Genomic DNA, 24,292 nt, shown 5'->3' with positions numbered 1-24,292 from the left:
CACCGTGCATCGATTCACCGTCCTACGTCTTCTGCCGCTCCCGCTGACCGCCCTTGCAGCCGATGCACTGGCGCAGGCGCCGGTCGCAGGCAGCGCCCCCACCGAGCTGGCCGGCAGCCTGTTCCAGATGCTGGGCGGCCTGGCCGTGGTCATCGCCCTGCTGCTCGCCAGCCTGTGGCTGATCCGTCGCCTCGCCGCGCCGCGCGGCAGCGCCGCCGCCGCGATCGAAGTGCTGGGCGCCGCCCCTGTCGGGCCGCGCGAGCGCGTGGTGCTGGTGCGCCTCGGCGAGCAACTGCTGGTGCTCGGCGTGGCGCCGGGCAGCGTCACCCGGCTGCACGAAATGAAGGCCGAGGAACTGCCGCTCGCAGCACGGCAAAACGCGCATCCATCGTCATCCGGCTCGGCGCGGAATTTCTCGGCCTGGCTGGGACAGGCCATGAAGCGGCAGACGGCAGAGCGGCAAGCGGCGGAGCGCAGCGATGCACACTGAGTGCTCGTCACTGCTGCGCACGCGCCTGGCACCGGCGCTGTCGCTGGCTGCAGTGCTGACGCTGCTGCTGGTACTTGCCGGCCTGCCGCTGCCCGCACAGGCCCAGGCCCAGGCCCTGCCCGCCGTCACCAGCACCACCGCGACGGACGGCGGCACCACCTACAGCCTGACCATCCAGACGTTGCTGCTGATGACGCTGCTGAGCTTCATCCCCGCAATGGTGCTGATGATGACCAGCTTCACCCGCATCATCATCGTGCTCTCGCTGCTGCGCCAGGCGATGGGCACTCAGACCGCGCCGCCCAACCAGGTCCTGCTGGGCCTGGCGCTGTTCCTGAGCTTCTTCGTCATGGCGCCGGTCGCCGAGCGGGTCTACGCCGAAGCCTACCTGCCGATGTCGGAAGGCCAGATCCAGTTCGACGAAGCCCTGCAGCGCGCCTCGGTGCCGATGCGTACCTTCATGCTGGCACAGGTGCGCGAGCCCGATCTCGGCCTGTTCGCCGGCCTGGCCAAGGTGCCGCCGGTGGAAAAAGCCGAAGACCTGCCGATGCGCGTGATCATCCCGGCCTTCGTCACCTCGGAGATCAAGACCGCCTTCCAGATCGGCTTCATCGTCTTCATCCCCTTCATCATCATCGACATGGTGGTCGCCTCGGTGCTGATGTCGATGGGCATGATGATGATGTCGCCGGTGATCGTGTCGCTGCCGTTCAAGATCATGCTGTTCGTGCTGGTCGACGGCTGGACGCTGCTGATCGGCTCGCTGGTGCAGAGCTTCGCGGTCTGATGCAAACAAGCGGGAGAAACCGGTCATGACCCCCACCACCGTCATCGAACTCGGCCGCCAGGCCGTCGAAGTCACCCTGATGGTGTCGGCGCCGCTGTTCCTCGCCGCGCTCGTCACCGGCCTGATCATCAGCATCTTCCAGGCCGCGACCCAGATCAACGAGATGACGCTGACCTTCGTGCCCAAGCTCGTCGCCATCTTCGTCACCCTGGTGCTGGCCGGGCCGTGGATGATCACGCTGCTGACCGACTTCATGCGCCAGCTGTTCGAATCCATCCCGGCGATGATCGGCTGAAGCCGCAAGCCGGCCCCGCCCGATGCTCAGCGTAACGGCCGCCCAGCTCGATGCCTGGCTCGCCGCCGCGGCTTTCCCGCTGGCACGGCTGCTCGGCCTGTTCGCCACCGCACCGATCTTCTCCAACCGCGGCATGCCGGCCCGCGTCCGCCTCGCCGCCGGCCTGGCCATCGGCATCGCGCTGCTGCCGGCGATGCCGCCGATGCCCGAGGTCGCGCCGAACTCGGGCATCGGGCTGGCGATCTTCGGCCAGCAGATCTTTATCGGCGTCGCCGTGGGTTTCATGATGCGGCTGGTGTTCGCCGCGGTGGATACCGCGGGTGCGCTGATCGGCATGCAGATGGGCCTGTCCTTCGCCATCTTCTTCGACCCCGACGCCGGCGGCCAGACCGCGGTGCTGTCCGACTTCCTCAGCCTGGTCGCCACGCTGCTGTTCCTCGCCGTCAACGGCCACCTGCTGATGGTCGAGGTACTGGTGCGCAGCTTCGAATGGCTGCCGGTCGGCGCCGAAGTCGTGCGGGCCCAGGGCTGGGGCTACATCGCCCGCGCCGGTGCCGCCGTCTTCGCCACCGGCCTGCTGCTGTCGCTGCCGGTGCTCGGCATCCTGCTGGTGGCCAACATCTCGCTCGGCGTGCTGACGCGCGCGGCGCCGCAGCTCAACCTGTTCGCCGTCGGCTTTCCGGTCACGCTCACCGCCGGCTTCGTCGGCGTGCTGCTGTTCATGACCAACTTCGCGCCGGTGCTGCAAAGCCTGTTCGAACGCGGCTTCGACGAAATCGGCCTCATGCTCGAACTGCTCGCTCCGCTGCCGGCGGCCGCGCCACCGCGCTGATCCCCGCACCCGGCTCAGAGCGCGGGAAAGATCTGCGATCTCAGCAGCCGGATCTCGGCATTGGCGTAGCGGTGCGCGAACGGCCGCGTCGATTCGACGCCTTCCTCGTAATGCACGATCTCGTAGCCGGCGAAGCCGCCCGCCTCGACCATCTCGCGCGCATTGCGCAGGAACACCTGGCGCGCCTCGCCGTCGCCACCGGTGATCAGCGACTTCATGCGCAGCGCCATCCGCACGCGACCGGCACCCGATTCGCGCACGTCGATCCGCCATGTCGGCGCCAGCGGATCGTAGATCGCAAAAGCCACCAGGGCGCCGGCCAGGTACTCGACCTTCAGCATCTTCAGGTCGCTCAGCATCAGCAACCCGCCGGCGATCGCCGCCACCGGGGCCCCCTGATCTCCGACCCACGCCCGGGCTCGCTCCAGGTCGGAGGACGGAGCCGATGCCTGTTCGGGCGCCGAGGTTCTGGGCGCCGAGGTGCAGCCGGCAAGGACGAACACGGCCGCAGCGGCGGCAGTGAGGGCCAGAGCGGAACGGGCAGGCATGGCGGCACTCAGTTGAGGTAGTTGAACAGTGACAGGCCGGACACCCGCATGAAGGACATCTGCGCCGCCTGCAGGTAAGTCTGCTGCTGGGTCAGGCGCGAGATCGCATCGACGTAATCGACGTCCATCAGGTCGGACAGCGTGGCGGCGTACTGGATGTTCAAATCGCTGCCGAGATTGGCCAGCGCCTCGGTTTCGGTCAGTTGCGAACCGATCTGGGCGCGCGCCTTCAGGATGCTTTCCTGGCTGGCATCGAAGGTTTCCAGCGCGAACGCAACCGCTCCGGTCATGCCCGACACGCCGTTCTGCTTTTCCAGCGCGGCGGCGAACATGGCCATGTTGTTGAGCATGCTGGTCGACGGCACGTAGATTTCGAAGGCGTCGCCGTCGGCCACGTCGGCCGTCGGCAGGGACAGCGTCAGGCCGTCGATGGTGGCACTCGGCGGCGTCAGCGTGGTCGCCGGCGGCACTTCGTTGCCATCCTGGCCGAGGCGCGTGACGCTGTATTCGCCGGTCGCCTCATCGAAGCGAAGCTGATAGCGCGACGCCTGGTTCACCGCCGCCGGGTCGACTGCGCTCAGGGCGGGCGCCGCGCTGCCCTTGTTGTCGATCGCGCCGTGGATCTTGATCGTGTTGGTGTCGAGCGTCAGCGTACGGTCGAACACGTCCGAGCCCGGCAGGCTGATCGGCATGTAGCGCGAGGCCGACACCTGGATGCTGCGCTCGCCCTGGTCCCCGGCATAGCTGACGCCGGACAGGTTGCCGTTGAACGGCTGCGCCTGCGAACGATAGCCGCCGAAGATGTACTCGCCCATGCCGTCCTGGCTGTTGGCCAGCGCCAGCATGGCTTCGAACTGCGCCTTCATGTCGACCGCCAGCGCACGCAGGTCTTCCGGCTTCATCGTGCTGTCGCCGTTGCCGGCCTGCACGGCGCGCGTGCGCACGTAGTGCAGGATTTCACCGGCCCCATCCAGGCGCGCTTCCAGCAGCTTCATCGCATCGTCGGCGTAGCCGATGTTCACCGAGAACTGCTTGTTGACCGCCTGGGTCTGGCCGATTTCGAGTGCGCGGGCCGAAGCGATCGGGTCGTCGGCCGGCGTCAGCACGCGGCGGCCGGTGGCCACCTGCTGCGAGGTCTGCAGGATGTTCGACCATTGCTGCTGGATCGAGGCCACGCCACGGTCGTAGATCATGTTGGACGAAATGCGCATGATGCTCTCCCGATGTTTCCGGCTCAGCGGCCGATGGCGATGAGTTCGTCGAACAGCCGCTGCGCCACGGTCATGACGCGGGCCGAGGCCTGGTAGGCAAGCTGGAAGCGGATCAGATTGGCTGCTTCCTCGTCCAGATTGACGCCCGAAACGCTGTCGCGCGCCGAGGTGGCCTGTGTCACCAGCGCCTGCTGCGCGGCTTCGTTGACCTGGGCTTCGCGCGTCTTGTTGCCGACGGTGGTCACGGTCTGGGCATAGACGGACTGGAACGTGGCGGTCGGCCGCCCGCTGGCATCGGCCAGCAGGGTCTTGGACGTCTGCAGCGCACCGAGCGCGACCGCATTGCGGTTGTCGGCGACGCCGGCGGCGTTCGGCGCGAAGGCGAAAGCGTCGCCAGCCTCGGGCGTGCCGCTGAACTCGAAGTCGAACTCATACCCACCCGGGCCGGTGACGCGGAAGCGCGCACCGGACGAATCCGTGGCCGGGTCGAAGGTCGTGCCGGTGCCGCCGCTCGGGTAGCCTGTATCCGTCAGCCACTGTCCGCTCGCGCTGTCCTGCCGCAGGCGCTCGATCGTGTAGCCGGCCGGCACCGACAGGCTGGTGCCGCTGAAGCTGGCCGAGAAGGCGGCGAAATCCGGCTTGCCGTCACCCGAAGCGTCCATGCCGGCGTTGCTGCGGACATCGATATTGGCCAGCTTGCCCGTGCCCTGATTGGTCAGCGGCGCGGTCACCGACATCGGTCCGCCGGCGGCGATTTCGCGCGGATCGGAAATGGCCACGGAAATGTCGCGCGCGGCGTTGCGCGTCGGCTGGATCAGCAGCCCCTTGGCCGGCACGCTGGCCGCGTCCGGAATCGTGACCGACAGACCGCCGCCGTCCAGCGTCAGCGGCCCGGCGGCCGGCAGGCTCAGGGAAGCCAGTTCCTCGTTGCCGGCAAACAGCCTGAGCGCACCACCGTCGCTGTCGATGGCGACGCGGTAATCCCTGGCCCGCACCGCGCTCACATCGGTGATGCCGGCGCTGACGCCCGCCGTGGCCGGCACGATCGTGGGCGTGATCGGCTTGAAGAAGTCCTTGCCGAAGACCCCTTCCAGGTCGATGCCGAGCTTGTGCTGGGCATTGACGGTTTCGGTGATGCCCAGCGCGATCAGACCCAGTTCGTTCTGTGCGGCATCGAGCGACACGCGGCGGAACTCCAGCAGCCCGCCGAGCGTTCCACCCGTCAGCAGCGATTCCGCCAGTTCCATGCGGTTGCCGCCCGGCGCCACCATCGAGATCGCGCCGCGTGTCGGATCGTTGGCGCTGGGCACGACTTCGAAGGTCGATACCGTACCGCGCAGCACCAGCGACTGCCCGGAGCCGATGAACACCGACACCGAACCGTTCGCCTGCGCGCCATCGGTTTCCTCGACGACGGTGATCTTCACCAGCTTGTTCAGTTCGGCCAGCAGCTGGTCGCGCTGGTCCAGCAGGTCGTTGGCCGGCGTGCCGGCTCCGCCCGCCTGAGCGACGACGATGCGCTGGTTCATGTCCGCGATCGCCTGCGCATACGTGTTGATCGACTCGACCGTCTGCACGATGCTGCCTTCGACGCCGTCGCGGATTTCTTCCAGCCGGGCATTCAGCGACTGGAAGCGCGACGCCAGCGACTGGGCATTGGAAATCAGCGCCTGGCGCGCCGCCACGCTGGTCGGGTTGGAAGCGACTTCCTGCACGCCGGCAAAAAAGCCCTCCATTGCCGGTGACAAGCCGGTGGTGCGATCGGCCAGCAGGTTGTTGATCTGGCCGACCTGCGCGCCGTAGGCCGCATATTGCGAGCGGCGGTTGTCGGCCTGCAGGATCTGCCCTTCCAGGAAGCGGTCGTAGCTGCGCGTCACCGAGGACACCTGGGTGCCCTGGCCGAAAAAGCCCGCTCCGGTGAACAAGGGCTGCAGCGCGCTCTGCCCCACCGTTTGCCGGTGGTAGCCGGTGGTCCCTGCGTTGGTGATGTTGTGACTGGTGGTATTGAGCTGGGCCTGTGCCGCATTGAGGCCCGTCATTCCGATGTTCAGCATGCCAGCCATGATGGTCTTCCTGATCCGCGATTGCCTGGAAAGGATTCAGCAAGAAGGATGCCACCCCAAAACCGGCAATTCATGCGGCCACCCGGAGCGGCAGGTTCAGCCAATGCCCGCCAGTGCACTGCGCAGCGTGGTGCCGCCGATGATGCGGGTGAGCTTGTCGGCGTACTGCGGATCGGTCGCATAGCCGGCGTCCTGCAGGCTGCGGGCGAAGCCGGCGGCGTCGGTCTGGCCCAGCACCCCGGCGTAGCGCGGGCTGCGCGCCATCAGGCTGACATAGTCGCGGAAGGATTCGGCATAGGACGAATACGAGCGGAAACGTGCCGCCTCGGCATAGGGGCGGCCGTCGGCGTATTCGGTGACCTCGCGGTCGACGGTCCGACCGCGCCAGGCCGAGCCGGCCTTGATATTGAACAGGTTGTGGCTGGGACTGCCATCGGCATGGCGCAACTGCTTCTCGCCCCAGCCCGTTTCCAGCGCCGCCTGCGCCACCATGAAGGCCGGCGGAATGCCGGTACGCTTGCTGGCTTCGACGGCATGTGGCCACACCTCGGCGACGAAGCCGCGGACCTTGTCCGACACCGCGCCGCCAAGCTCGCGCACGCGCTGGATCGCCTCCCTGAAGCCGGCTTCGAGCACGGCGCCGCCGGCCGCCTTGGCATCGCCGGAGGCAGCCGGCGCAGCAGCCTCGGCACGGGCCTGAATCGGCACCGCGCGCCGCGCGACGGCAGATATTGCCGCGCCGCGAACCACGCCGGCAAGCGAAAAGCTATCCTTGCCGCCCTGCTCCGCCTGCCCGGCCTGTGTGAGCGCAGCCAGGGCATCCGCGCCCGCTGCGCCTTCGTCCTTGCCGCCGAGCTGGCGGAACAGCGTATCGGCGAGGCCGGTGCCGCGCCCCTGCGACAGGTTCAGTGCCATCTGCTGGTCGAGCAGACTCTGGTACATGCGGGTCTGGTCGCTGTCGAGCAGGCTGTTCTGCGGCGTGGCGTCGCGCATCGATTTCAGCATCATCTGCATGAACAAGGCCTCGAACTGCTTCGAGGCCGCGCGCAGGGCTTCATTCGAGCGGCCTTCGGTGCGGGCGAGCCGCTGCAGCTCGCCAAGCGAGTTGGGATCGAGGGCGTTGAGCTGGACGCCGGCGTTCATGGCCCGTCCTCAGATGATTTCCAGCTCGGCGCGCAGCGCGCCGGCCGCCTTCATCGCCTGCAGGATACTGACCAGATCCATCGGTTTGGCGCCCAATGCGTTGAGCGCCTTGACCACATCGGCCAGGTTTCCGCCGGCACGCACGTTGTGGATGCTGCCGCCGTCCTGCTGGATATCCACCCGGCCCTGGTTCTGCGCCGCCACCGTCTCGCCGCGCGAGAACGGCGCCGGCTGGCTGACTTCAGTCTGGCTGTCGACGGTGACGGTAAGGTTGCCGTGCGACACCGCCACGTTCTGCAGCGTCACGCGCTGGTTCATGACCACCGAGCCGGTGCGCGAATTGACGATGACCTTGGCGATCTGCTCGCCCGGTGCCACCCTCAGATTCTCGATCCGGCCGAGGAAGGCCACGCGGCGCGACACGTCCTGCGGCGCCGTGACCTGGATGCTGCGGCCGTCCAGAGCGTAGGCCGAGCCCGGCGCGATCGCGTTGATGGCATCGACCACCTTGCCGGCGGTGTGGAAATCGGCTTCATTGAGCTCGACCATGACGAACTCGCCCTGCCCGACCGCCGCGGCCACGCCGCGCTCCACCGTGGCGCCGCCGGGAATCCGCCCGGCCGCCAGATGGTTGATGGTCTGCGCCGCGCCGCCCGCCGCGCCGCCCGCGCCGCCGACGGCGAGATTGCCCTGGGCCACCGCATACACCTGGCCGTCCGCGCCCTTCAGCGGCGTCATCACCAGCGTGCCGCCGCGCAGACTCTTGGCGTTGCCGATCGACGACACGGTGACATCGATCGCCTGGCCGGGCCGGGCGAAGGGCGGCAGACTGGCCGTCACCATCACCGCGGCGACGTTCTTCAACTGCATGTTGGTGCCCTGCGGCACGGTGACGCCCATGTTGCCCAGCATGTTGACGATGCTCTGCTTGGTGAAGGGCGTCTGCGTGGTCTGGTCGCCGCTGCCGTCGAGGCCGACCACCAGACCGTAGCCGACGAGCTGGTTCTCGCGCACGCCGGCGATGGTGGCCAGGTCCTTGATGCGCTCGGGCGCGGCCTCGGCCGCCGACACGAAGAAGATGCCGGCCGCCACGGCCACCACCAGCGCGCGCGTCAGCAGGGTTCGGAAGGCATTCATGTCTGGCCCCGTTCAGAAAGGCAGGATGGCGAGGAAGAAGCGCTGCAGCCAGCCCATGGTGTTGGACTGGTCGATGACGCCGGTACCGCGGTATTCGATGCGCGCATCGGCGACCTGGATCGACTGCACCGTATTGGTCGATGTAACGGTGTTGGGATCGACCACGCCCGAGAAGCGGATGAATTCGTTGCCCTGATTGATGGCCAGCATCTTCTCGCCCGACACCAGCAGGTTGCCGTTCGCGTAGACATCGATGACCGTGACCGTGATCGTGCCGTTGAAGGCGTTGTTGGCACGGGCGGAGCCTGCGCCGTTGAAGCCGGAGTCGACGCCGGCCTCGACGTTCAGTCCATTGAGCCCGCCCAGCGGCAGGCGCGACGAGGCGGTGATGCCGCCCGTCATTTCGGAGCTGCGCGTCGCGCTGGTGTTGGCGCTCTTGGTCGCGGTGTTGCGCTCGACCAGGTTGATCGTGATGATGTCGCCGACGTGGCGCGCGCGCCTGTCCTCGAACAGCGGGCGCGCCAGCGCCGCCTGGTAGATGGCGCCGTTCGCGGCGGGCGCCGGAGCCTGGCCGTCCGGGCGCACGCTCATCGGCTGATGCACGGCGGTCGGCGGCACGGTTTCGATGGCGGCACAGCCCGACAGCAGCGCCACCGCGACGGCAAGCCAGGATGCAGACAGCAGTTTCATGGCCATGCGCTCACAGCTGGGTGAGCCGGCCCAGCATCTGGTCGGACGTGGAGATGGCGCGCGAATTCAGCTCGTAGGCGCGCTGCGTGACGATCATGCTGACGAGTTCCTCGGCGACGTTGACGTTCGAATTCTCGACGTAGCCCTGGTTGATGACGCCCGCGCCATTGGTGCCCGGCTCGGTCGGCGTGGCCTCGCCGCTCGACGCCGTCTCGTAGAACAGGTTCTCGCCCATGCTCTGCAGGCCGCCCGGGTTGATGAAAGTCGCCACCTGGATCTGGCCGACCGGCTGCATCTCGACCTGGTTCGGCAGCTTGACCGTGACCGTGCCGTCCTTGCCGATGGAGATCTGCGTGGCGTCGGCCGGAATCTGGATGGCGTCGAGCAGCGGATAGCCGCTGGCGGTGATGACGTTGCCCTGGTTGTCGAGCTGCAGCGCACCGTCGCGGGTATAGGCGGTGGTGCCGTCGGGCATCGCGATCTGCAGGAAGCCGTTGCCCTGGATCGCCAGGTCCAGCGAGCCGCCGGTCTGCTGTGGGCTGCCCTGGGTGAAGATGCGCTCGGTGGCCACCGGACGCACACCGGTGCCTATCTGCAGGCCGCTGGAGACCTGCGTCTGCTGCGTGGTCTGTGCGCCCGGCTGGCGCATCGTCTGGTACAGCAAGTCCTCGAACACGGCGCGCTGGCGCTTGTAGCCGTTGGTCGATACGTTGGCCAGATTGTTGGAGATCACGTCCAGCGAAGTCTGCTGGGCATCGAGCCCGGTGCGGGCGGTCCACAGGGAGCGGATCATGATGAAGTCCTCTGTTCTGCATTGCCGTGCCGGCAGGCTTTGCCGGCACGCGGCGGCGATTGCCGTTCGTGCATGGGATCAGTCTAGGCCTTTGCCGGCCCCGGCCATCCCGCGATAAACAACGCAAAAACCGTGCTAATTCCGTACGAGGCGCGGCTGCCGCGGAGCAGCGGCCGCAATCTCAACGCGCCCCCAGCACCTGCGCCGCAGCACGGTCGTTGGCTTCGGCGGTCTGCAGCATGCGCACCTGCATCTCGAACTGGCGGGCGAGCGAGATCATCTGCACCATCTGGTCGGCGACATTGACGTTGCTGCCTTCCAGATAGCCGCCGGCGACCTGCACGTTCTCGTCGGCCGGCGCGGGCGTGCCGCCGGCGAGCCGGAACAGGCCGTCGTCGCCGCGCACCAGCTCGGCTTCGGGCGGATTCACCAGCTTGAGCTGGGCGACGACATTGACGATGTTGCCGTTCGGATCGATCGACGACACCGAGCCGTCGCGGCCGATGACGATCTCGGTGTCGGGCGGCAGCGCGATCGGCCCGCCGTCGCCGATCACCGGCAGGCCCTCGCGGGTCTGCAGGATGCCGGCCGGACTCAGCGCCAGGCTGCCGTTGCGGGTATAGGCTTCGCTGCCGTCGGGCAGCCGCACGGCCAGCCAACCCTTGCCCTCCACCGCCACGTCGTAGGGCCGCCCGGTGTATTGGATCGGCCCCGGAGTGAAGTCGTTGGCGATGCTGGCATCGACCGCGAACGAGCGGCTGCGGAAGGCCTCGGTCTGGATTTCCACTCCGCGCAGCTTGTGCATCTGCGCGCGAAAGCCGGTGGACGAGGCGTTGGCGATGTTGTTCGACACCGCCGCCTGCTGGTTCATCGTGCCGGTGGCGCCGGTCATCGCGGTGTAGATCACCCGATCCATGTTCTGTTCTCCCTATCCTGCAAACCCGGAACGACGCCCTGCCCTCATCAGCGCAGGTTGACCAGCGTCTGCAGGATCTGGTCCTGCGTGCGGATCGACTGGGCGTTGGCCTGGTAGTTGCGCTGCTGGATGATCATCTGCACCAGTTCCTGGGTGAGGTCGACGTTGGATTCCTCGACCTGGCCGGCGGAGATGACACCGTTCATGCCATTGCCCGGCGTGCCGCGCGCGAAACCGCCGGACTCGGGCGTCTCGACCCAGTAGTTGTTACCGATGGGCGACAAGCCGTTGTTGTTGCGTACGGTGGTCAGATTGACGATGCCGATGTCCTTGGAAACGCCGTTGGTGTAGCGCGCCTGGATGACGCCGTTGCGGCTGATCGCCAGACCGGCGATCTCGCCCGGCGCGGCGCCGTTCTGCAGCAGTTCACGCGGCTTGGATTCGCCGCCGAACTGCGTGATCGAGTTCATCGCCAGCGTGGCCTCGCTCGGGTTGACCGCATCCGTGCCGAGCAGGGCACTGAACACCGAGCCATTGGCCGGCGGCGTGACGGCCGCCGTCGCATGCGGCGTGACCTCGGCGATCCGGCCCAGGCCGTCGAAGCCGAGCGTGGAGTTGTGGGTGAGCGAGCCCGGATCGTTGTCGACGACGGTGTAGACATCCCACTCGCTGTAGCTGGGCGGCGTCGTCGTGGTATCGACGACGTCGGTGCGTCGGGCGAAATAGAAGGACAAGGTGTGTTCCTTGCCCAGGGTGTCGAAGATCTTTATTCCGGTGGAATAGGTATAGGTCAGGGGGTCGCTCGGATCGAGCGGCATCGCGGCACCGTCGATCGTTTCCGCATCCGCGCTCAGATTCAGGTTCAGGCTCATTTCCGTCGTTTGCACGGCGCCGATGCCCGACGCGGGCACGATCAGCGGACGGAAGCTGTCCACCGAGGAAGTCGCCGGCGCCGCGACATCGCCCGACACCGGATCGACCGTCTGGTAGCCCATCAGCCTGTCGCCCAGCGCGGTGATGATGTAGCCCTGCTTGTTGATGTCGAACTGGCCGTTGCGGGTCAGCGCGTAGCCGCCGTTCTGCAGTTCGATCTCGAAGAAGCCGTTGCCGTTGATCGCCATGTCCAGCGGGTTGCTGGTGGTGGTGACGTTGCCCTGGGTGAAGGCCTGGCGCACCGCCTGCACCGCGCTGCCGATGCCGATCTGGATTTTCGACACCGCGCCGGTCAGCGACGAGGCATAGGCGTCCGCGAATACCGTGCCGGAATTCTTGAAGCCCACGGTGCTGGCGTTGGCAACGTTGTTGGAAATGACGTCGAGCGCCTTGGAGGAAGAACTCAGGCCGCTGAGGCCTTGCTGGAATGCCATGATCGCTGCTCCGGATCAGAGAATCTGCTTGATGTCGTCGAGCTTGAACAGACCGAGGTCGCCCACCTGCAGGTCGGCGCCCCTGGGACCGCGCACGACGCTGGTCACCGGCCCGAACTGCAGCGTGCGCCCCTGCACCTTCTCGTCGCCGAGAGTCGCGGACAACGACAGGGTGTAGACGCCGTCGGCGGCACGCGAACCGTCTTCCGCGGTACCGTCCCAGATGAAGTTGTGGCTGCCGGCCTCGATGCTGTCGAACACCATCTGCTTGACCGGCAGGCCCGAGCTGTCGGTCACCGTCAGCGTCACGCGGTCGGCCGGCCCGTCGATCTCGAAACCACCGATGCCGCCCGCTTCCGTCAACACCATCTGCTGGCCTTCCACCAGCACGCCGCGCCCGATCAGGGCCGCGGCGTTGATGCCCTCGGCCGAGGCCTGCGAATCGAAGAAGGACTGGACCATCTTGTTGAGCCGCTCGATGCCGTCGACCGTGCTCATCTGCGCGAGCTGGGAGGTCAGCTCGGCGTTTTCCATCGGGTTCATCGGGTCCTGGTTGCGAAGCTGGGTGGTCAGCAGCTTCAGGAAACGCCCCTGCATGTCCTCTTCCGCCTTCTGCACGGGTTCGCTGCGTGCCAGCTTGGACAGCACGTTTTCCATTGTCACATCGTTCGAGACGGTGCTCATGAATCTCTCCTGCTACGGCATCATTTGCCGGACAGCGCTCACTGTCCGATCTGCAAGGTACGCTGTAGCAATGTCCGTGCCGTGTTCATGATCTCGGCGTTGTTCTGGTAGGAGCGCGAGGCCGAGATCATGTTCACCATCTCCTCGGCCACGTTCACATTGGGCATTTCAACGTAGCCGTCGGCATTGGCCGCCGGGTTGTTCGGCTCGTACACCATCCGCATCGGCGCAGCGCTGTCGACGATCTGCGTCACCTGCACGCCGACCGCCGCCGGCCCGGCCATCTGCCGGGCGGCAAAGACGACCTGCTTGGCGCGGTAAGGCTCGCCGGTCTCGGTGGTGACGCTGTCGGCGTTGGCGAGGTTGGAGGCGGTGGTGTTGAGCCGCAGCGACTGCGCGTTGAGCGCCGAGCCGGCGATCTGGAAGACGTTGAGCATGCTCATGATGGAATTCCTTACTGGCCGGTGAGCGCGGTGTTCATCGAGCGCAGCATGCCGTTGATGAAGGTCAGGCTCGCCTCGTAACGCAGCGCGTTCTCGGCGAAGGCTGCACGCTCGACGTCCATGTTGACGGTGTTGCCGTCGACCGCGGACTGCAGCTCGGTGCGGTATTTGGAGAAGGCATCGGCCCCGAGCGCCGCGCCGCCGGCGATATGACCCTGGTGCGTGGTATCGAGCGCGACGCCGCCCAGACCGCCGCCCGGCGCCTTGCCCAGCGCATTGTCGAGCGCGGCGCGGAAATCGATGTCGCGCGCCTTGTAGTGCGGCGTGTCGGCGTTGGCGATGTTCGACGCCAGCAATTCCTGGCGGTGGGCCTGGAGATTGAGCGCCACCTGGTGGAAGCGCATCTGGTTGTCCAGCAGGGTCTTCATCGCCTTACCTCTCGAATGCGGCCGGTACGTCCCCCGGCGGGGACGCGACATCGTCGGCCAAGGAATACGCAGCTTTCATGCCAGCGATGGTAAGCCCCGCCTCGGAGCCGCCCTCGCCCGATAAGGCGGTAGAAAACCGCCCAAATCTGCCGCTTGCCGGCCCCGCCGGCAAAACCTGCCGTGGACTCTTTGCCGGCCACCGCCCCTGCCGCCAACTTGCCTCCACGCCGGAGGCATGCTGCAATCCGCCCATGAATCGCCCGCTCTCCGGCCCGGCCGCTCTCCGCACCATCAACCCGTCCCGTTTCCTTCGCGCAGGCCTGCTGTCACTGGCCCTGCTCGCGCCCCTCAGCCCTTCCCCCGCCGCCGCCCGACAGTCGCCCGAGGCCGTCGAGGCAGCGGTACGCAGCCTGCTGGAACGGGAAACCCTGGGGCAGCCCGGCGAAGTCCGGATCAACGTACGCGCCTTCGATCCGGCCAACCAGTTGCCGCCCTGCGCGGCGCTCGAAGCTTTCCTCCAGCCCGGCACCCGCGCCTGGGGACAGATCACCGTCGGCGTCCGCTGCGACGCCCCCACCGCCTGGACGGCATGGGCGCAGGCCACGGTGCAGGTCTTCGGCCCCTATCTCGTCACCACCCGCGCGTTGCGCTCGGCCGAAGTGATCCGCGAAGCCGACGTCGAAGTCCGTGAAGGCGAACTCAGCGCCCTACCCGACAACGTGCTGTCCGCGCCCGAACAGGCCGTCGGCCATGTCACCCGCTTCGCGCAGGCGGCAGGTGCGCCGCTGCGCGCGGGCAGCCTGCGCCAGGCCGACGCCGTGCGCCGTGGGCAGACGGTGCTGGTGACGACACGCGGCCCCGGCTTCACGGTGTCGGGCGAAGGCCAGGCCCTGAACGCCGCCGCCGCCGGCGAACGTATCCGCATCCGGCTCGGCAACGGCCAGATCGTGCAAGGCCTGGTGCGGCCGGATGGCACGGTCGATGTCGACTTCTAGGTCACAAGCGCTTGTGGCAAGGCGTGAAATAAATCACTAAAGTTTCACGAAACGCTGCCGATTACCCATTCGTGTCGATGCGTTTCCGGAGAACATCATGAAAATCGAGAGCACGGGCAAGGCCTATGTCCCGTCGCAGGTGCAGGATGCCCGCACGCCTGCGCAGCGCAGCAATACCCCGGTCCAGTCCGGCGGCGACAGCGTGCAGCTTTCCCCGCTGGCCACGCTGATGAAGAAGGCGGAAAGCGCGATTTCCGAATCGCCTGAAATCGATCAGAAGCGCGTGGATGAAATCCGCCAGGCAATCTCGGAAGGCCGCTTCAAGATCGACGCCAACCGCATCGCCGACGGCCTGATCGCCAGCGTCCGGGACATGCTCGAGTCGCGCGGCTGAACCATCGGACGGCAACGGCGGTAAGATTCGGCTCCGCATGCACCGACCCGCGAAGGACACGATGAACCAGCCCGCCCCCCCTTCCGCCGATCAGCAGCGCCTCGCCCTGCTGATCGAGGCCGAATCGATGCAGCTCGGCGAATTCCTCGCCATCCTCGACCGCGAGGAAGGCCAGCTCGTGCAGGGCAATACCGACGCGCTGATAAACATCGCCAACGAGAAGAACGAGCGCTACCGCCAGCTCCAGCACCTGCATGACGAACGCACGCGGCTGCTGGTGCGCATGGGCCATGGCGTCTCCGACGCCGCCATCCGCAAGGTCTGCGCAAATCTGCCGCGCGTGCTCGCACGCTGGGACGAAGTCATCGCCCGGGCGCGCCAGGCGCGCGACCGCAACGCGCTGAACGGCCAGCTCATCCTCGAACGCATGTCCGGCAACCAGGCCGCACTGACGGTGCTGCTGTCCGCCGCCAACCACCCGCAGCTCTACGACGCCGACGGCCTCGCCAAACCCACCGGCGGCGGCCGCATCCTCGGCAGCGCCTGATACCTCGCGCCCCTTACCACACACCCGCTGCCGCGCGCCTGTTACCACGCGCCTGCTACCGCGCGCCTGAACATTCATCCAGTATCGGGCTCTGCTATCCTTGCGCCCTTCGTGAAACCGAACGGGCCCGCAGCATGGCTGGCAAACAAGACACTCCCAAGCAATACGACGAATCCTCCTTCCGTGTCCTGAAAGGGCTGGAGCCGGTGCGCGAGCGCCCGGGCATGTACACCCGCACCGACAGCCCGACGCACATCATCCAGGAAGTCATCGACAACGCCGCCGACGAGGCTCTGGCCGGCTTCGCGAAGAAGATCCACGTCAGCCTGCACCTGGACGGCTCGGTCACCGTGGCCGACGATGGCCGCGGCATCCCGGTCGGCCTGCACCCGGAGGAAGGCGTGCCGGTGGTGGTGCTGGCCTACACCCGGCTGCACGCCGGCGGCAAGTTCGACAAGCGCGAAGGCAACTCGGCCTACGCCTTCTCGGGCGGCCTGCACGGCGTCGGCGTGTCGGTCACCAACGCGCTGTCGACTCGCATCGAAGTCGAGATCAAGCGCGACGGCAAGCTCCACCGCATCGACTTCGCCAACGGCGGCGAGGATATCGGCGCCGTCCGCATCGAAGGCGACTGTGGCCGCCAGACCGGCACCCGCGTGCGCGTGTGGCCGGACGCGAAATACTTCGAATCGCCGCGCGTGCCGATGCACGAACTCGAACGCCTGCTGCGCTCCAAGGCCGTGCTGCTGTCCGGCGTGTCGGTGCGGCTCGACGTCGAGCAGGCCGGCGGCGGCATGCAGACCAAGACCTGGAGCTATCCCGAAGGCCTGGCCGGCTACCTGAAGGAGCTTGCCGGCGACGTCGAGGCCGTCGCACCGATCTTCACCGCGGAAAAATATGCCGGCAAGGACGACAGCAGCTTCGCCCCCGGCGAAGGCGCGGCCTGGGCGCTGGCCTGGTTCGAATCCACCGTGCCGAGCGAGTCCTACGTCAACCTGATCCCGACCGTCAATGGCGGCACCCACGAATCCGGCCTGCGCGCCGGCGTGTTCGAGGCGATGAAATCCTTCATCGACCATCACACCCTGCTGCCGCGCGGCGTCAAGCTCCAGCAGGAGGACGTCTGCGGGCGCATGAGCTTCGTGCTGTCGGCCCGCCTGCTCGACCCGCAGTTCCAGGGCCAGGTTAAGGAAAAGCTCAACTCGCGCGAAGCGGTCAAGCTCGTCTCCAGCCAGTTGCGTGACCCCTTCGAGATCTGGCTCAACAACCACGTCGACGCCGGCAAGGCCATCGCCGAACTGTCGATCAAGCAGGCCCTGGCGCGGCAGAAGAGCGCGCAGAAGGTCGAGAAGAAGAAGACCTCGGGCGTCGCCGTGCTGCCGGGCAAGCTGTCGGACTGCGAATCCGAGGACATCGCCGACAACGAGCTCTTCCTGGTCGAAGGCGACTCCGCCGGCGGCTCGGCCAAGATGGCGCGCAACAAGGAAACCCAGGCCATCCTGCCGCTGCGCGGCAAGGTGCAGAACTCGTGGGAGATCGACCCCGACCGCCTGTTCGCCAACGCCGAAATCCACGACATCGCCGTCGCGCTGGGCGTGGACGCACACAAGGCCGACAGCGTGGTAGACCTTTCCGGCCTGCGCTACGGCAAGGTCGTCATCATGTCCGACGCCGACGTCGACGGCGCCCACATCCAGACCCTGCTGCTGACCCTGTTCTTCCGCCACTTCCCCAAGCTGATCGAAAGCGGCCACGTCTATGTGGCGCAGCCGCCGCTGTACCGCGTCGACGTCCCCGCCCAGGGCAAGAAGCGCCCGCCGCGCCGGCTGTACGCGCTGGACGAAGGCGAGCTCACCGCCATCCGCGACCGCCTGGAGCAGGAAGGCTTCCGCCCCGACGCCATCGAGATCGGCCGCTTCAAGGGCCTGGGCGAAATGAACCCCGATCAACTGCGCGAAACCACCATGGACCCCGCCACCCGCCGCGTGCTGCCGGTCAAGGTTCGCGGCGGCGCGCTGCAGGACACGCTGAAGATGTTCACGCTGCTGATGGGCAAGGGCGAAGCCTCGGGCCGGCGGGCGTGGATGGAGGAAAAGGGCGACAGCGTCGAAGCGGACATCTGAATCCCGCCTCCGCCCGGAGGCGAATCTTGCCTGCCCGGATCGATGGTATATACTCATGATATCCATCAGACTCCGACAGGAAAAAGACCATGGACACCGCCAAGCTCTTCATCAACGGCCGCAGCCAGGCCGTTCGCCTGCCCAAGGAATACCGTTTCGACGGCGATGAAGTGATGATCAAGCGCGTCGGCGACGCCGTCGTGCTGCTGCCGCGCCACGGCTGGCGCACCCTGTTCGACGCGCTCGACCAATTCGAGCCCGGCTTCGAACTGGTGCGCGAGCAGCCGGAGCAACAGCAACGCGAGGCGATCGCACCATGAGGTACATGCTCGATACCAACATCTGCATCTACCTCATCAACCACCGCCCTGCCCACGTCCGCCACCGCTTCGAGGCCCACGCGGTCGGCGACATCGGCATCTCCGTCGTCACCGCCTGCGAACTGGCCTATGGCGTCGCCAAGAGCGGTTCCACGCGCAACCGCACCGCCCTGGAAAGCTTCCTGCTGCCGCTCGACATCGCCCCTTTCGACGAAGCAGCGGTCTGGAAATACGCCGCGCTGCGCGCCGAACTCGAACGCAGCGGCGCACCCATCGGCCCGCTCGACACCCAGATCGCCGCCCACGCCCTCGCGCTGGACTGCATCCTGATCACCGACAACACCCGCGAATTCGCCCGCGTCGGCGGACTCGTGACCGAGAACTGGGCCGAACCGCTGCTGCATGAGCCAGCAGCACCGTGGCCTGCCTCATCATCCTGACTGCCAGACTGCCCGCAAAGCCCGATGCTTTTCGGCCGGCGAAATCACACAGCCGGCAGACGCTCCGTTTCGAGCGTCACGTGGGACAACTCATGGATATGGGCAAGCATCGCCTTGTAGGCCTGCACGTCCTTCGGCGCCACCGAGGCAAGCGAGACGATCGCCGCGAAATGCCCTGGCCCGACCTGCCAGACGTGGATGTCGGTGATCCTGTCGCCGGTGGGCGCAAGCGCTTCCCTAATCTCCTCGCGCACCTCTTCCCCTTCGGGAACCGCATCCAGCAACACGCTGCCCGCGTCGCGGATCAGACCCCATGACCAGCGGCCGATGACCAGCGCACCGACCACGCCCATCAGCGGATCGGCCCACAGCCAGCCGTAGCTGCGGCCGAGCAGCAGCGCGACGATGGCCAGCACCGAGGTCAGCGCATCGGCCAGCACGTGCATGTAGGCCGCGCGCAGATTGTTGTCGGGCGTATGGCCGTGGTGGTGATGGCCATGCCCGTCGTCATGGTGGTGAGCATGGCCATGTCCGTGATGGTGATGATGCGTGTGGTCGTCCTTGAGTAGCCAGGCCGACACCAGATTGACGATCAGGCCCAGCACCGCGACCAGGATCGCCTGATTGAAGCTGATGGGAACCGGATCGGCTAGCCGCGACAGACTCTCCCAGCCGACCAGCAGCGCAACCAGGGCCAGCACCACCGCGCTGGCGAAGCCGGCAAGGTCGCCCAGCTTGCCGGTGCCGAAAGTGAAGCGGGCATCGCGCGCATGGCGCCTGGCGTAGGAATAAGCCAGCGCGGTGATCAGCAAGGCGCCGGCATGCGTAGACATGTGCCAGCCATCGGCGACCAGGGCCATCGAGCCATAAATGGTCCCGGCCACGATCTCCGCCACCATCATGACGGCCGTCAGCGCGATCACCAGCCACACCCGGCGTTCATTGCGATGATGGTCATGGCCAAGGAAGACGTGCTCATGGGACGGCTGGAAATCGCCCACCGGCGCTGCAGCCGCATTCGGATGTGCGTTCATTTCAGGTAGGTCCGGATGACGTCGATCATTTCCTGTCCGCCCACGCGGCGTTCATCCTCGCTCGCCGGCTCGATGACGTGCTCCTGCAGGTGGCCTTCCATCACTTCCGCAGTCAGCCCGGTCAGCGCACCGCGCGCCGATGCAAGTTGCCGCAGGACTTCACCGCACGAGGCCTCCGCCTCCAGCGCCCGCTCGACGCCATCGAGCTGCCCCTTGATCCGCCGGATGCGGGCGATCAGTTTTTCCTTCTGGCGGATGGTGTGCGACATGACCGGCTCCGGCTGAAATATAGCATAGGGGGCTATACTACAGAACACAGGCTCCTGCCGCCAGACGGGCGAACGTCTCATGTGTCCAGGCCACGACTCCTTGCCCGTTCGGCCTCGTCGATGTCCTGTGCCCCGAAATCCGAATTCCCGCCAAACCTGCCCGGCGATTCGCATCCAGTCACGCGCTCGGGGTAAGATCGCCCCCTTTTCGCAGCATCAGCGCCCCGGCATCCGGGGCCGCCTGGATCGATGAGCAACGACACTTCCGACCTGTTCGGCACCCCTGAACCGTCTGCCGACGCCAATGCAGCAACAGCCAAGCCCGATACTCCCGCAGCTTTGCCGCCGGTTGACGCACCTGCCGGTGCCGGCCTGACGCCCCCCCCTGCCCCGCCCGCCGCGCCAGAACCGGCAGAAGAGGACGACGGCACACTGGCGCTCGACCGCTATGCCGAGCGCGCCTACCTCGCCTACGCCATGAGCGTGGTGAAGTCGCGCGCGCTGCCGCAGGTGGAGGACGGCCTGAAGCCGGTGCAGCGCCGCATCCTGTACGCGATGAACGAGATGCGGCTGTCGCCCGGCTCCAAGCACGTGAAGTCGGCGCGCGTGGTCGGCGACGTGATCGGCAAGTACCACCCGCACGGCGACAGCAGCGTCTACGATGCGATGGTGCGGGTGGCGCAGGATTTCTCGCTGCGTTATCCGCTGGTCGACGGCCAGGGCAACTTCGGTTCGCGCGACGGCGACTCCGCCGCGGCGATGCGCTACACCGAATGCCGCCTGACGCCGATCGCCGAGCTGCTGCTGTCCGAGATCGACCGCGGCACGGTGGATTTCGTCCCCAACTACGACGGTGCCTTCGAGGAGCCGAAGCTGCTGCCGGCCCGCCTGCCCTTCGTGCTGCTCAACGGCGCCTCCGGCATCGCCGTCGGCATGGCGACCGAAATCCCGCCGCACAACCTGCGCGAAGTGGCCGACGCCGCCTGCCACCTGATCCGCAACCCGGAAGCGACGCTCGACGAGGTGCTCGGCATCATCCCCGGCCCCGATTTCCCCGGCGGCGGCCAACTGATTTCCTCGCCCGAGGCGATCCGCGACGCCTACGCTTCCGGTCGCGGCAGCCTGCGCCTGCGCGCACGCTGGAAGATCGAGGAGCTGGCCCGCAACCAGTGGCGGGTGATCGTCGAGGAGCTGCCGCACGGCGTGTCGGCCGCGCAGGTGCTGTCCGAGATCGAGACCCTGACCAATCCGCAGCCGCGCGCCGGCAAGAAGGACGTCACGCAGGAACAGAAAAACCTCAAGCAGCTCGTGCTCGGCGTACTCGACACCGTGCGCGACGAGTCCAGCGACAAGGCGCCGGTGCGCATCGTGCTGGAGCCCAAGTCCAGCCGCCAGAACCGCGACGAGTTCATGGCGGTGCTGCTGGCCCATACCAGCCTGGAGACCTCGGCCTCGGTCAACATGACGATGATCGGCCGCGATGGCCGGCCGCAGCAGAAGAACCTGGTGCAGATCCTGCAGGAATGGATCGACTTCCGCTACGTCACCGTCGAACGCCGCACCCGCCACCGCCTGGACGAAGTCGACCGCCGCATCCACATCCTCGAAGGTCGCATGATCGCCTTCCTGCACATCGAGGAAGTGATCCGCGTGATCCGCGAGTCGGACGAACCCAAGCCGGCGCTGATCTCCGCCTTCGGCCTGTCCGAAATCCAGGCCGAGGACATCCTGGAAATCCGCCTGCGCCAGCTCGCGCGCCTGGAAGGCTTCAAGATCGAGAAGGAGCTGGCCGAACTGCGCGACGAGCGCGACGGCCTGCAGCACATCCTCGACAGCCGCGCGGCGATGACCCGCCTGATCCTGAAGGAAATCCAGGCCGACGCGAAGAAATACGGCGACGACCGCCGCACCCTGGTCGAAGCCGTCGCCGCCGTAGCGCCGGCCGAGATCTCGGTGCCCGACGAGCCCGTCACCGTCATCGTGTCGAAGAACGGCTGGGTGCGCTCGCGCCAGGGCCACGGCATCGACCCCGCCGGCATCGGCTACAAGGCCGGCGACTTCGGCTTCGTCGTGATCGAGACGCGCAGCACCTGGCCGCTGATCGTCATCGACAGCAACGGCCGCGCCTACACGGTCAAGGTGTCCGACCTGCCCGGCGGCCGCGGCGATGGCGTACCGATCACCACCCTGGTCGAATTCCAGGACGGCGGCAAACTGGCGCAGGTCGTCAGCGACGCACCGGACACGGTCTGGCTGTTCGCCAACAGCGGTGGCTACGGCTTCCTGTGCAGCGTCGGCGACGCCACCAGCCGCCAGCGTGCCGGCAAGGCCTTCATGAGCCTCGAAAAGGGCGAAAAGGTGCTGACACCGGCCAAGGCATACGGCGACTGGATCGCCGCAGCGTCGGAAAACGGCCGCCTGCTGGTCTTCCCCCGCCCTGAGATGAAGCAGCAGAGCGGCGGCCGCGGCGTGATCGTGATGGCGCTGGACGAAGGCGAAGCATTGGCCGCGGTTGCAGTGCCGGCTGACGATGCGGTACTGGCAGTCGAAGGCACCGGCCGCGGCGGCAAGGCCGTCACCATCGAACTGAAGCCCGCCCAGCGCGAACCGCTGCGCCACCGCCGTGCGCGCAAGGGCGCGCCGCTGACGCCGAAGGTGAAGCCGGAAAAGATGCGCTGAGAAGTCTTAATCGGCGGGGGCAGCTTCCGCAGCGGCACCCGCCGACGCAGCAGCAGCCCCGGTATCGACCTCTCCCGGCAGGATCGAGCGGATGGGGTCGTCGGGCGACATGCGCGTCGGCCCGACCGGCGTCGGTTCGACGTCGCGCGCTTCCAGCAGGATCGTGACGCGGCGGTTGCGGCCCCTGCCCTCTTCGCTGGCGTTGTCCGCCACCGGGCGCTGGTCGGCATAGCCGGCGACGCTCAGACGGCCGGGCAGCACGCCACTGTCGACGAACAGGCGCGCCACGCTCGAAGCCCGCACTGCCGACAGCTCCCAGTTCGACGGGAAGCGCGCGGAGGCGATCGGCGCGCTGTCGGTGTGGCCTTCGATGGTGATCGGGAAGATCGAGGCCGTCAGCACCTGTGCCACCGCACGCAGCGCCTCAACTGCAGGCGCGCTCAGGGCCGCATCGCCCGACGCGAACAGCAGCGCGGCATTGATGTCGATGCTGATGCCGAAAGCGCCGTCGGACACATTGACTTCGCCGGTCTTCGACAGCCCGCCCAGCGCGCGGCGGATCTCCTCGGCCATGCCGCGCATCTGCGCGGTGGTCTGTTTTCGGCGGGCTTCGCTGGCTTCCTGCAGGTCCGAACTCGCCGGCGGCGCGGGGCGCACGACCGGCGCCATCGCCACCGGCGGCACGATGAACTGCTCGCCCCGCTCGGTGATGCTGAGATTGCGGAAAGCCTGGACGATCGAGTCCGACACGACGCGGTACTTGCCCTCGTTGATCGAGGACAGCGAATACATCACGACGAAGAAGGCGAACAGCAGCGTGATGAAGTCGGCGTAGGACACGAGCCAGCGCTCGTGGTTGTCGTGTTCTTCCGCCTGCCTGCGTCTGCGCGCCATGGCCTGCGGCTAGACCACGTAGCCCTGCATGCGGCTGGCGATGATGCGCGGGTTCTCGCCGTTGGCGATGCCGACGATGCCATCGACGAACATCTCGCGCTGCGTCACCAGCACGCCGATCTGCGCCGACAGCTTCTTGGCGATCGGCAGGAACACCAGATTGGCGAAGCCCACGCCGTAGATAGTGGCGACGAAGGCGACGGCGATGCCCGCCCCCAGCCGCGACGGATCGGACAGATTCTCCATGACGTGGATCAGCCCCATCACCGCACCGAGGATGCCGATGGTGGGCGCATAACCTCCGGCCGCTTCCCAGATCCTGGTCGATTGCCGCATCCGGGCTTCCCAGGCGTCGATCTCGACTTCGAGCACTTCGCGCAGGCGCACCGGATCGACGCCATCGACCAGCAGCTGCAGGCCCTTGCGCATGAACGGGTCCGGCAGGCTGCCGATATGGTTCTCGAGCACCAGCAGGCCGTCCTTGCGTGCAATCTGGCTCCAGCCGGCAACCTGGTCGATCATGCGCGACGGGTTGGTCACCGGCGGCACGAACACCCAGCGCGCCATGCGCACGCCGTCGACGAAGGTGCGCAGCGGGCTCTGCAGCATCACCGCGCCCAGCGTGCCGCCGATGACGATGAAGAAGGCCGTCGGCTGCAGCAGCGAGGACACATGCCCGCCTTCGAGCACCTGCCCGCCGACGATCGCGGCAAACCCCAGCACGAGGCCGAAGACGCTGATCCTATCCATGACGCAGTCCGGGCCTTGTC

Annotated in this window: 27 protein-coding genes; 11 read left to right on the top strand and 16 right to left on the bottom strand. The window is 67.1% G+C overall.

Annotated features, from left to right (window positions below; genetic code table 11):
* Positions 1-4: 4 nt before the first annotated feature.
* The 4 genes from fliO to fliR are packed head-to-tail and all read left to right on the top strand — an operon-like array spanning position 5 to position 2,404.
* Entirely contained in the window at positions 5-490 is a 486-nt protein-coding gene (gene fliO / locus NX068_RS04875) for a flagellar biosynthetic protein FliO (protein ID WP_263460155.1), read from the top strand.
* Positions 480-1,277: a flagellar type III secretion system pore protein FliP gene (fliP, locus tag NX068_RS04870; protein WP_263460154.1), complete on the top strand. Its 798-nt coding sequence runs from the start codon at positions 480-482 to the stop codon at positions 1,275-1,277. Before fliO ends, fliP begins: the two co-directional genes overlap by 11 nt.
* Positions 1,278-1,302: 25 nt before the next feature.
* On the top strand, positions 1,303-1,572 hold the full coding sequence (gene fliQ, locus NX068_RS04865) for a flagellar biosynthesis protein FliQ (protein ID WP_263460153.1): 270 nt from the start codon (positions 1,303-1,305) through the stop codon (positions 1,570-1,572).
* Positions 1,573-1,594: 22 nt separating this feature from the next.
* Positions 1,595-2,404: a flagellar biosynthetic protein FliR gene (gene fliR / locus NX068_RS04860; RefSeq protein WP_263460152.1), complete on the top strand. Its 810-nt coding sequence runs from the start codon at positions 1,595-1,597 to the stop codon at positions 2,402-2,404.
* A gap of 14 nt (positions 2,405-2,418) precedes the next feature.
* Here the strand turns inward: fliR and NX068_RS04855 are convergent, their stop codons facing one another.
* The 12 genes from NX068_RS04855 to flgB form a co-directional block, all read right to left on the bottom strand.
* Positions 2,419-2,952 carry a hypothetical protein gene (locus NX068_RS04855; protein ID WP_263460151.1) on the bottom strand — a complete coding sequence of 178 codons (534 nt, stop codon included), beginning with the start codon at positions 2,950-2,952 and terminating at the stop codon, positions 2,419-2,421.
* 8 nt (positions 2,953-2,960) lie between these two features.
* A complete protein-coding gene (flgL, locus tag NX068_RS04850; protein ID WP_263460150.1) occupies positions 2,961-4,163 on the bottom strand; it encodes a flagellar hook-associated protein FlgL in 1,203 nt (400 codons plus the stop codon).
* Between the two features lie 23 nt (positions 4,164-4,186).
* On the bottom strand, positions 4,187-6,226 hold the full coding sequence (flgK, locus tag NX068_RS04845; protein ID WP_263460149.1) for a flagellar hook-associated protein FlgK: 2,040 nt from the start codon (positions 6,224-6,226) through the stop codon (positions 4,187-4,189).
* A 96-nt stretch (positions 6,227-6,322) separates the two neighbouring features.
* The gene (gene flgJ / locus NX068_RS04840) at positions 6,323-7,369 is read right to left on the bottom strand and encodes a flagellar assembly peptidoglycan hydrolase FlgJ (protein ID WP_263460148.1); all 1,047 of its coding nucleotides are present in this window, start codon (positions 7,367-7,369) and stop codon (positions 6,323-6,325) included.
* Positions 7,370-7,378: 9 nt separating this feature from the next.
* On the bottom strand, positions 7,379-8,506 hold the full coding sequence (locus NX068_RS04835; protein WP_263460147.1) for a flagellar basal body P-ring protein FlgI: 1,128 nt from the start codon (positions 8,504-8,506) through the stop codon (positions 7,379-7,381).
* Between the two features lie 12 nt (positions 8,507-8,518).
* On the bottom strand, positions 8,519-9,196 hold the full coding sequence (locus NX068_RS04830; RefSeq protein WP_263460146.1) for a flagellar basal body L-ring protein FlgH: 678 nt from the start codon (positions 9,194-9,196) through the stop codon (positions 8,519-8,521).
* A gap of 10 nt (positions 9,197-9,206) precedes the next feature.
* The gene (flgG, locus tag NX068_RS04825; RefSeq protein WP_263460145.1) at positions 9,207-9,989 is read right to left on the bottom strand and encodes a flagellar basal-body rod protein FlgG; all 783 of its coding nucleotides are present in this window, start codon (positions 9,987-9,989) and stop codon (positions 9,207-9,209) included.
* Between the two features lie 181 nt (positions 9,990-10,170).
* Positions 10,171-10,905, bottom strand: a complete 735-nt coding sequence (gene flgF, locus NX068_RS04820) for a flagellar basal-body rod protein FlgF (RefSeq protein ID WP_263460144.1) — start codon at positions 10,903-10,905, stop codon at positions 10,171-10,173.
* Positions 10,906-10,952: 47 nt separating this feature from the next.
* Positions 10,953-12,272 carry a flagellar hook protein FlgE gene (flgE, locus tag NX068_RS04815; RefSeq protein ID WP_263460143.1) on the bottom strand — a complete coding sequence of 440 codons (1,320 nt, stop codon included), beginning with the start codon at positions 12,270-12,272 and terminating at the stop codon, positions 10,953-10,955.
* 15 nt (positions 12,273-12,287) lie between these two features.
* A complete protein-coding gene (locus tag NX068_RS04810) occupies positions 12,288-12,956 on the bottom strand; it encodes a flagellar hook assembly protein FlgD (protein ID WP_263460142.1) in 669 nt (222 codons plus the stop codon).
* A gap of 38 nt (positions 12,957-12,994) precedes the next feature.
* A complete protein-coding gene (gene flgC, locus NX068_RS04805; RefSeq protein ID WP_263460141.1) occupies positions 12,995-13,399 on the bottom strand; it encodes a flagellar basal body rod protein FlgC in 405 nt (134 codons plus the stop codon).
* 11 nt (positions 13,400-13,410) lie between these two features.
* Positions 13,411-13,827 (bottom strand): flagellar basal body rod protein FlgB, encoded by a 417-nt coding sequence (gene flgB / locus NX068_RS04800; protein ID WP_263460140.1) that lies wholly within the window; start codon positions 13,825-13,827, stop codon positions 13,411-13,413.
* Between the two features lie 251 nt (positions 13,828-14,078).
* Here flgB and flgA point away from each other — a divergent pair, with 251 nt between their 5' ends.
* The 6 genes from flgA to vapC all read left to right on the top strand — a co-directional run bounded on the left by flgA (position 14,079) and on the right by vapC (position 18,646).
* Positions 14,079-14,822 (top strand): flagellar basal body P-ring formation chaperone FlgA, encoded by a 744-nt coding sequence (gene flgA, locus NX068_RS04795; protein ID WP_263460139.1) that lies wholly within the window; start codon positions 14,079-14,081, stop codon positions 14,820-14,822.
* 97 nt (positions 14,823-14,919) lie between these two features.
* Positions 14,920-15,216 carry a flagellar biosynthesis anti-sigma factor FlgM gene (gene flgM / locus NX068_RS04790; protein ID WP_263460138.1) on the top strand — a complete coding sequence of 99 codons (297 nt, stop codon included), beginning with the start codon at positions 14,920-14,922 and terminating at the stop codon, positions 15,214-15,216.
* 61 nt (positions 15,217-15,277) lie between these two features.
* Positions 15,278-15,763, top strand: a complete 486-nt coding sequence (locus NX068_RS04785) for a flagella synthesis protein FlgN (protein ID WP_263460137.1) — start codon at positions 15,278-15,280, stop codon at positions 15,761-15,763.
* A 134-nt stretch (positions 15,764-15,897) separates the two neighbouring features.
* Positions 15,898-17,886 (top strand): DNA topoisomerase IV subunit B, encoded by a 1,989-nt coding sequence (locus NX068_RS04780; RefSeq protein WP_263460136.1) that lies wholly within the window; start codon positions 15,898-15,900, stop codon positions 17,884-17,886.
* Between the two features lie 89 nt (positions 17,887-17,975).
* A complete protein-coding gene (locus NX068_RS04775) occupies positions 17,976-18,206 on the top strand; it encodes an antitoxin (RefSeq protein ID WP_263460135.1) in 231 nt (76 codons plus the stop codon).
* Positions 18,203-18,646 (top strand): type II toxin-antitoxin system tRNA(fMet)-specific endonuclease VapC, encoded by a 444-nt coding sequence (gene vapC, locus NX068_RS04770; RefSeq protein WP_263460134.1) that lies wholly within the window; start codon positions 18,203-18,205, stop codon positions 18,644-18,646. The genes NX068_RS04775 and vapC overlap by 4 nt, the downstream gene beginning before the upstream one ends.
* A 44-nt stretch (positions 18,647-18,690) precedes the next feature.
* Here vapC and dmeF read toward each other — a convergent pair whose 3' ends face one another.
* Both dmeF and NX068_RS04760 read right to left on the bottom strand, forming a co-directional pair.
* Positions 18,691-19,680, bottom strand: a complete 990-nt coding sequence (dmeF, locus tag NX068_RS04765; RefSeq protein ID WP_263460133.1) for a CDF family Co(II)/Ni(II) efflux transporter DmeF — start codon at positions 19,678-19,680, stop codon at positions 18,691-18,693.
* On the bottom strand, positions 19,677-19,949 hold the full coding sequence (locus NX068_RS04760) for a metal/formaldehyde-sensitive transcriptional repressor (protein ID WP_263460132.1): 273 nt from the start codon (positions 19,947-19,949) through the stop codon (positions 19,677-19,679). The genes dmeF and NX068_RS04760 overlap by 4 nt, the downstream gene beginning before the upstream one ends.
* Positions 19,950-20,198: 249 nt before the next feature.
* On the opposite strand from NX068_RS04760, the gene parC reads away from it, so the two are divergent.
* A complete protein-coding gene (gene parC / locus NX068_RS04755) occupies positions 20,199-22,628 on the top strand; it encodes a DNA topoisomerase IV subunit A (protein WP_263460131.1) in 2,430 nt (809 codons plus the stop codon).
* A gap of 6 nt (positions 22,629-22,634) precedes the next feature.
* Here the strand turns inward: parC and motD are convergent, their stop codons facing one another.
* Together motD and NX068_RS04745 are read right to left on the bottom strand one after the other, a co-directional pair.
* Positions 22,635-23,522: a flagellar motor protein MotD gene (gene motD, locus NX068_RS04750; protein ID WP_263460130.1), complete on the bottom strand. Its 888-nt coding sequence runs from the start codon at positions 23,520-23,522 to the stop codon at positions 22,635-22,637.
* 9 nt (positions 23,523-23,531) lie between these two features.
* Positions 23,532-24,272, bottom strand: coding sequence for a flagellar motor protein (locus NX068_RS04745; protein ID WP_263460129.1), 741 nt, complete (start codon positions 24,270-24,272; stop codon positions 23,532-23,534).
* Between the last annotated feature and the right edge of the window lie 20 nt (positions 24,273-24,292).

Source organism: Thauera carbonicopians (assembly GCF_025699485.1).
Classification (GTDB): domain Bacteria; phylum Pseudomonadota; class Gammaproteobacteria; order Burkholderiales; family Rhodocyclaceae; genus Thauera.
This window is presented reverse-complemented; position numbering and strand designations above follow the sequence as displayed.

Coding starts and splice junctions, on each gene's coding strand:
- motD (WP_263460130.1), bottom strand. CDS start 23,522: ATGGCGCGCAGACGCAGGCAGGCGGAAGAACACGACAACCACGAGCGC.
- NX068_RS04835 (WP_263460147.1), bottom strand. CDS start 8,506: ATGAATGCCTTCCGAACCCTGCTGACGCGCGCGCTGGTGGTGGCCGTG.
- flgF (WP_263460144.1), bottom strand. CDS start 10,905: ATGGATCGGGTGATCTACACCGCGATGACCGGCGCCACCGGCACGATG.
- flgB (WP_263460140.1), bottom strand. CDS start 13,827: ATGAAGACCCTGCTGGACAACCAGATGCGCTTCCACCAGGTGGCGCTC.
- NX068_RS04830 (WP_263460146.1), bottom strand. CDS start 9,196: ATGAAACTGCTGTCTGCATCCTGGCTTGCCGTCGCGGTGGCGCTGCTG.
- flgJ (WP_263460148.1), bottom strand. CDS start 7,369: ATGAACGCCGGCGTCCAGCTCAACGCCCTCGATCCCAACTCGCTTGGC.
- flgK (WP_263460149.1), bottom strand. CDS start 6,226: ATGGCTGGCATGCTGAACATCGGAATGACGGGCCTCAATGCGGCACAG.
- dmeF (WP_263460133.1), bottom strand. CDS start 19,680: ATGAACGCACATCCGAATGCGGCTGCAGCGCCGGTGGGCGATTTCCAG.
- vapC (WP_263460134.1), top strand. CDS start 18,203: ATGAGGTACATGCTCGATACCAACATCTGCATCTACCTCATCAACCAC.
- flgL (WP_263460150.1), bottom strand. CDS start 4,163: ATGCGCATTTCGTCCAACATGATCTACGACCGTGGCGTGGCCTCGATC.
- flgC (WP_263460141.1), bottom strand. CDS start 13,399: ATGAGCATGCTCAACGTCTTCCAGATCGCCGGCTCGGCGCTCAACGCG.
- NX068_RS04775 (WP_263460135.1), top strand. CDS start 17,976: ATGGACACCGCCAAGCTCTTCATCAACGGCCGCAGCCAGGCCGTTCGC.
- fliR (WP_263460152.1), top strand. CDS start 1,595: ATGCTCAGCGTAACGGCCGCCCAGCTCGATGCCTGGCTCGCCGCCGCG.
- NX068_RS04855 (WP_263460151.1), bottom strand. CDS start 2,952: ATGCCTGCCCGTTCCGCTCTGGCCCTCACTGCCGCCGCTGCGGCCGTG.
- flgM (WP_263460138.1), top strand. CDS start 14,920: ATGAAAATCGAGAGCACGGGCAAGGCCTATGTCCCGTCGCAGGTGCAG.
- flgE (WP_263460143.1), bottom strand. CDS start 12,272: ATGGCATTCCAGCAAGGCCTCAGCGGCCTGAGTTCTTCCTCCAAGGCG.
- NX068_RS04810 (WP_263460142.1), bottom strand. CDS start 12,956: ATGAGCACCGTCTCGAACGATGTGACAATGGAAAACGTGCTGTCCAAG.
- fliP (WP_263460154.1), top strand. CDS start 480: ATGCACACTGAGTGCTCGTCACTGCTGCGCACGCGCCTGGCACCGGCG.
- NX068_RS04745 (WP_263460129.1), bottom strand. CDS start 24,272: ATGGATAGGATCAGCGTCTTCGGCCTCGTGCTGGGGTTTGCCGCGATC.
- flgG (WP_263460145.1), bottom strand. CDS start 9,989: ATGATCCGCTCCCTGTGGACCGCCCGCACCGGGCTCGATGCCCAGCAG.
- parC (WP_263460131.1), top strand. CDS start 20,199: ATGAGCAACGACACTTCCGACCTGTTCGGCACCCCTGAACCGTCTGCC.
- flgA (WP_263460139.1), top strand. CDS start 14,079: ATGAATCGCCCGCTCTCCGGCCCGGCCGCTCTCCGCACCATCAACCCG.
- NX068_RS04785 (WP_263460137.1), top strand. CDS start 15,278: ATGAACCAGCCCGCCCCCCCTTCCGCCGATCAGCAGCGCCTCGCCCTG.
- NX068_RS04780 (WP_263460136.1), top strand. CDS start 15,898: ATGGCTGGCAAACAAGACACTCCCAAGCAATACGACGAATCCTCCTTC.
- fliQ (WP_263460153.1), top strand. CDS start 1,303: ATGACCCCCACCACCGTCATCGAACTCGGCCGCCAGGCCGTCGAAGTC.
- NX068_RS04760 (WP_263460132.1), bottom strand. CDS start 19,949: ATGTCGCACACCATCCGCCAGAAGGAAAAACTGATCGCCCGCATCCGG.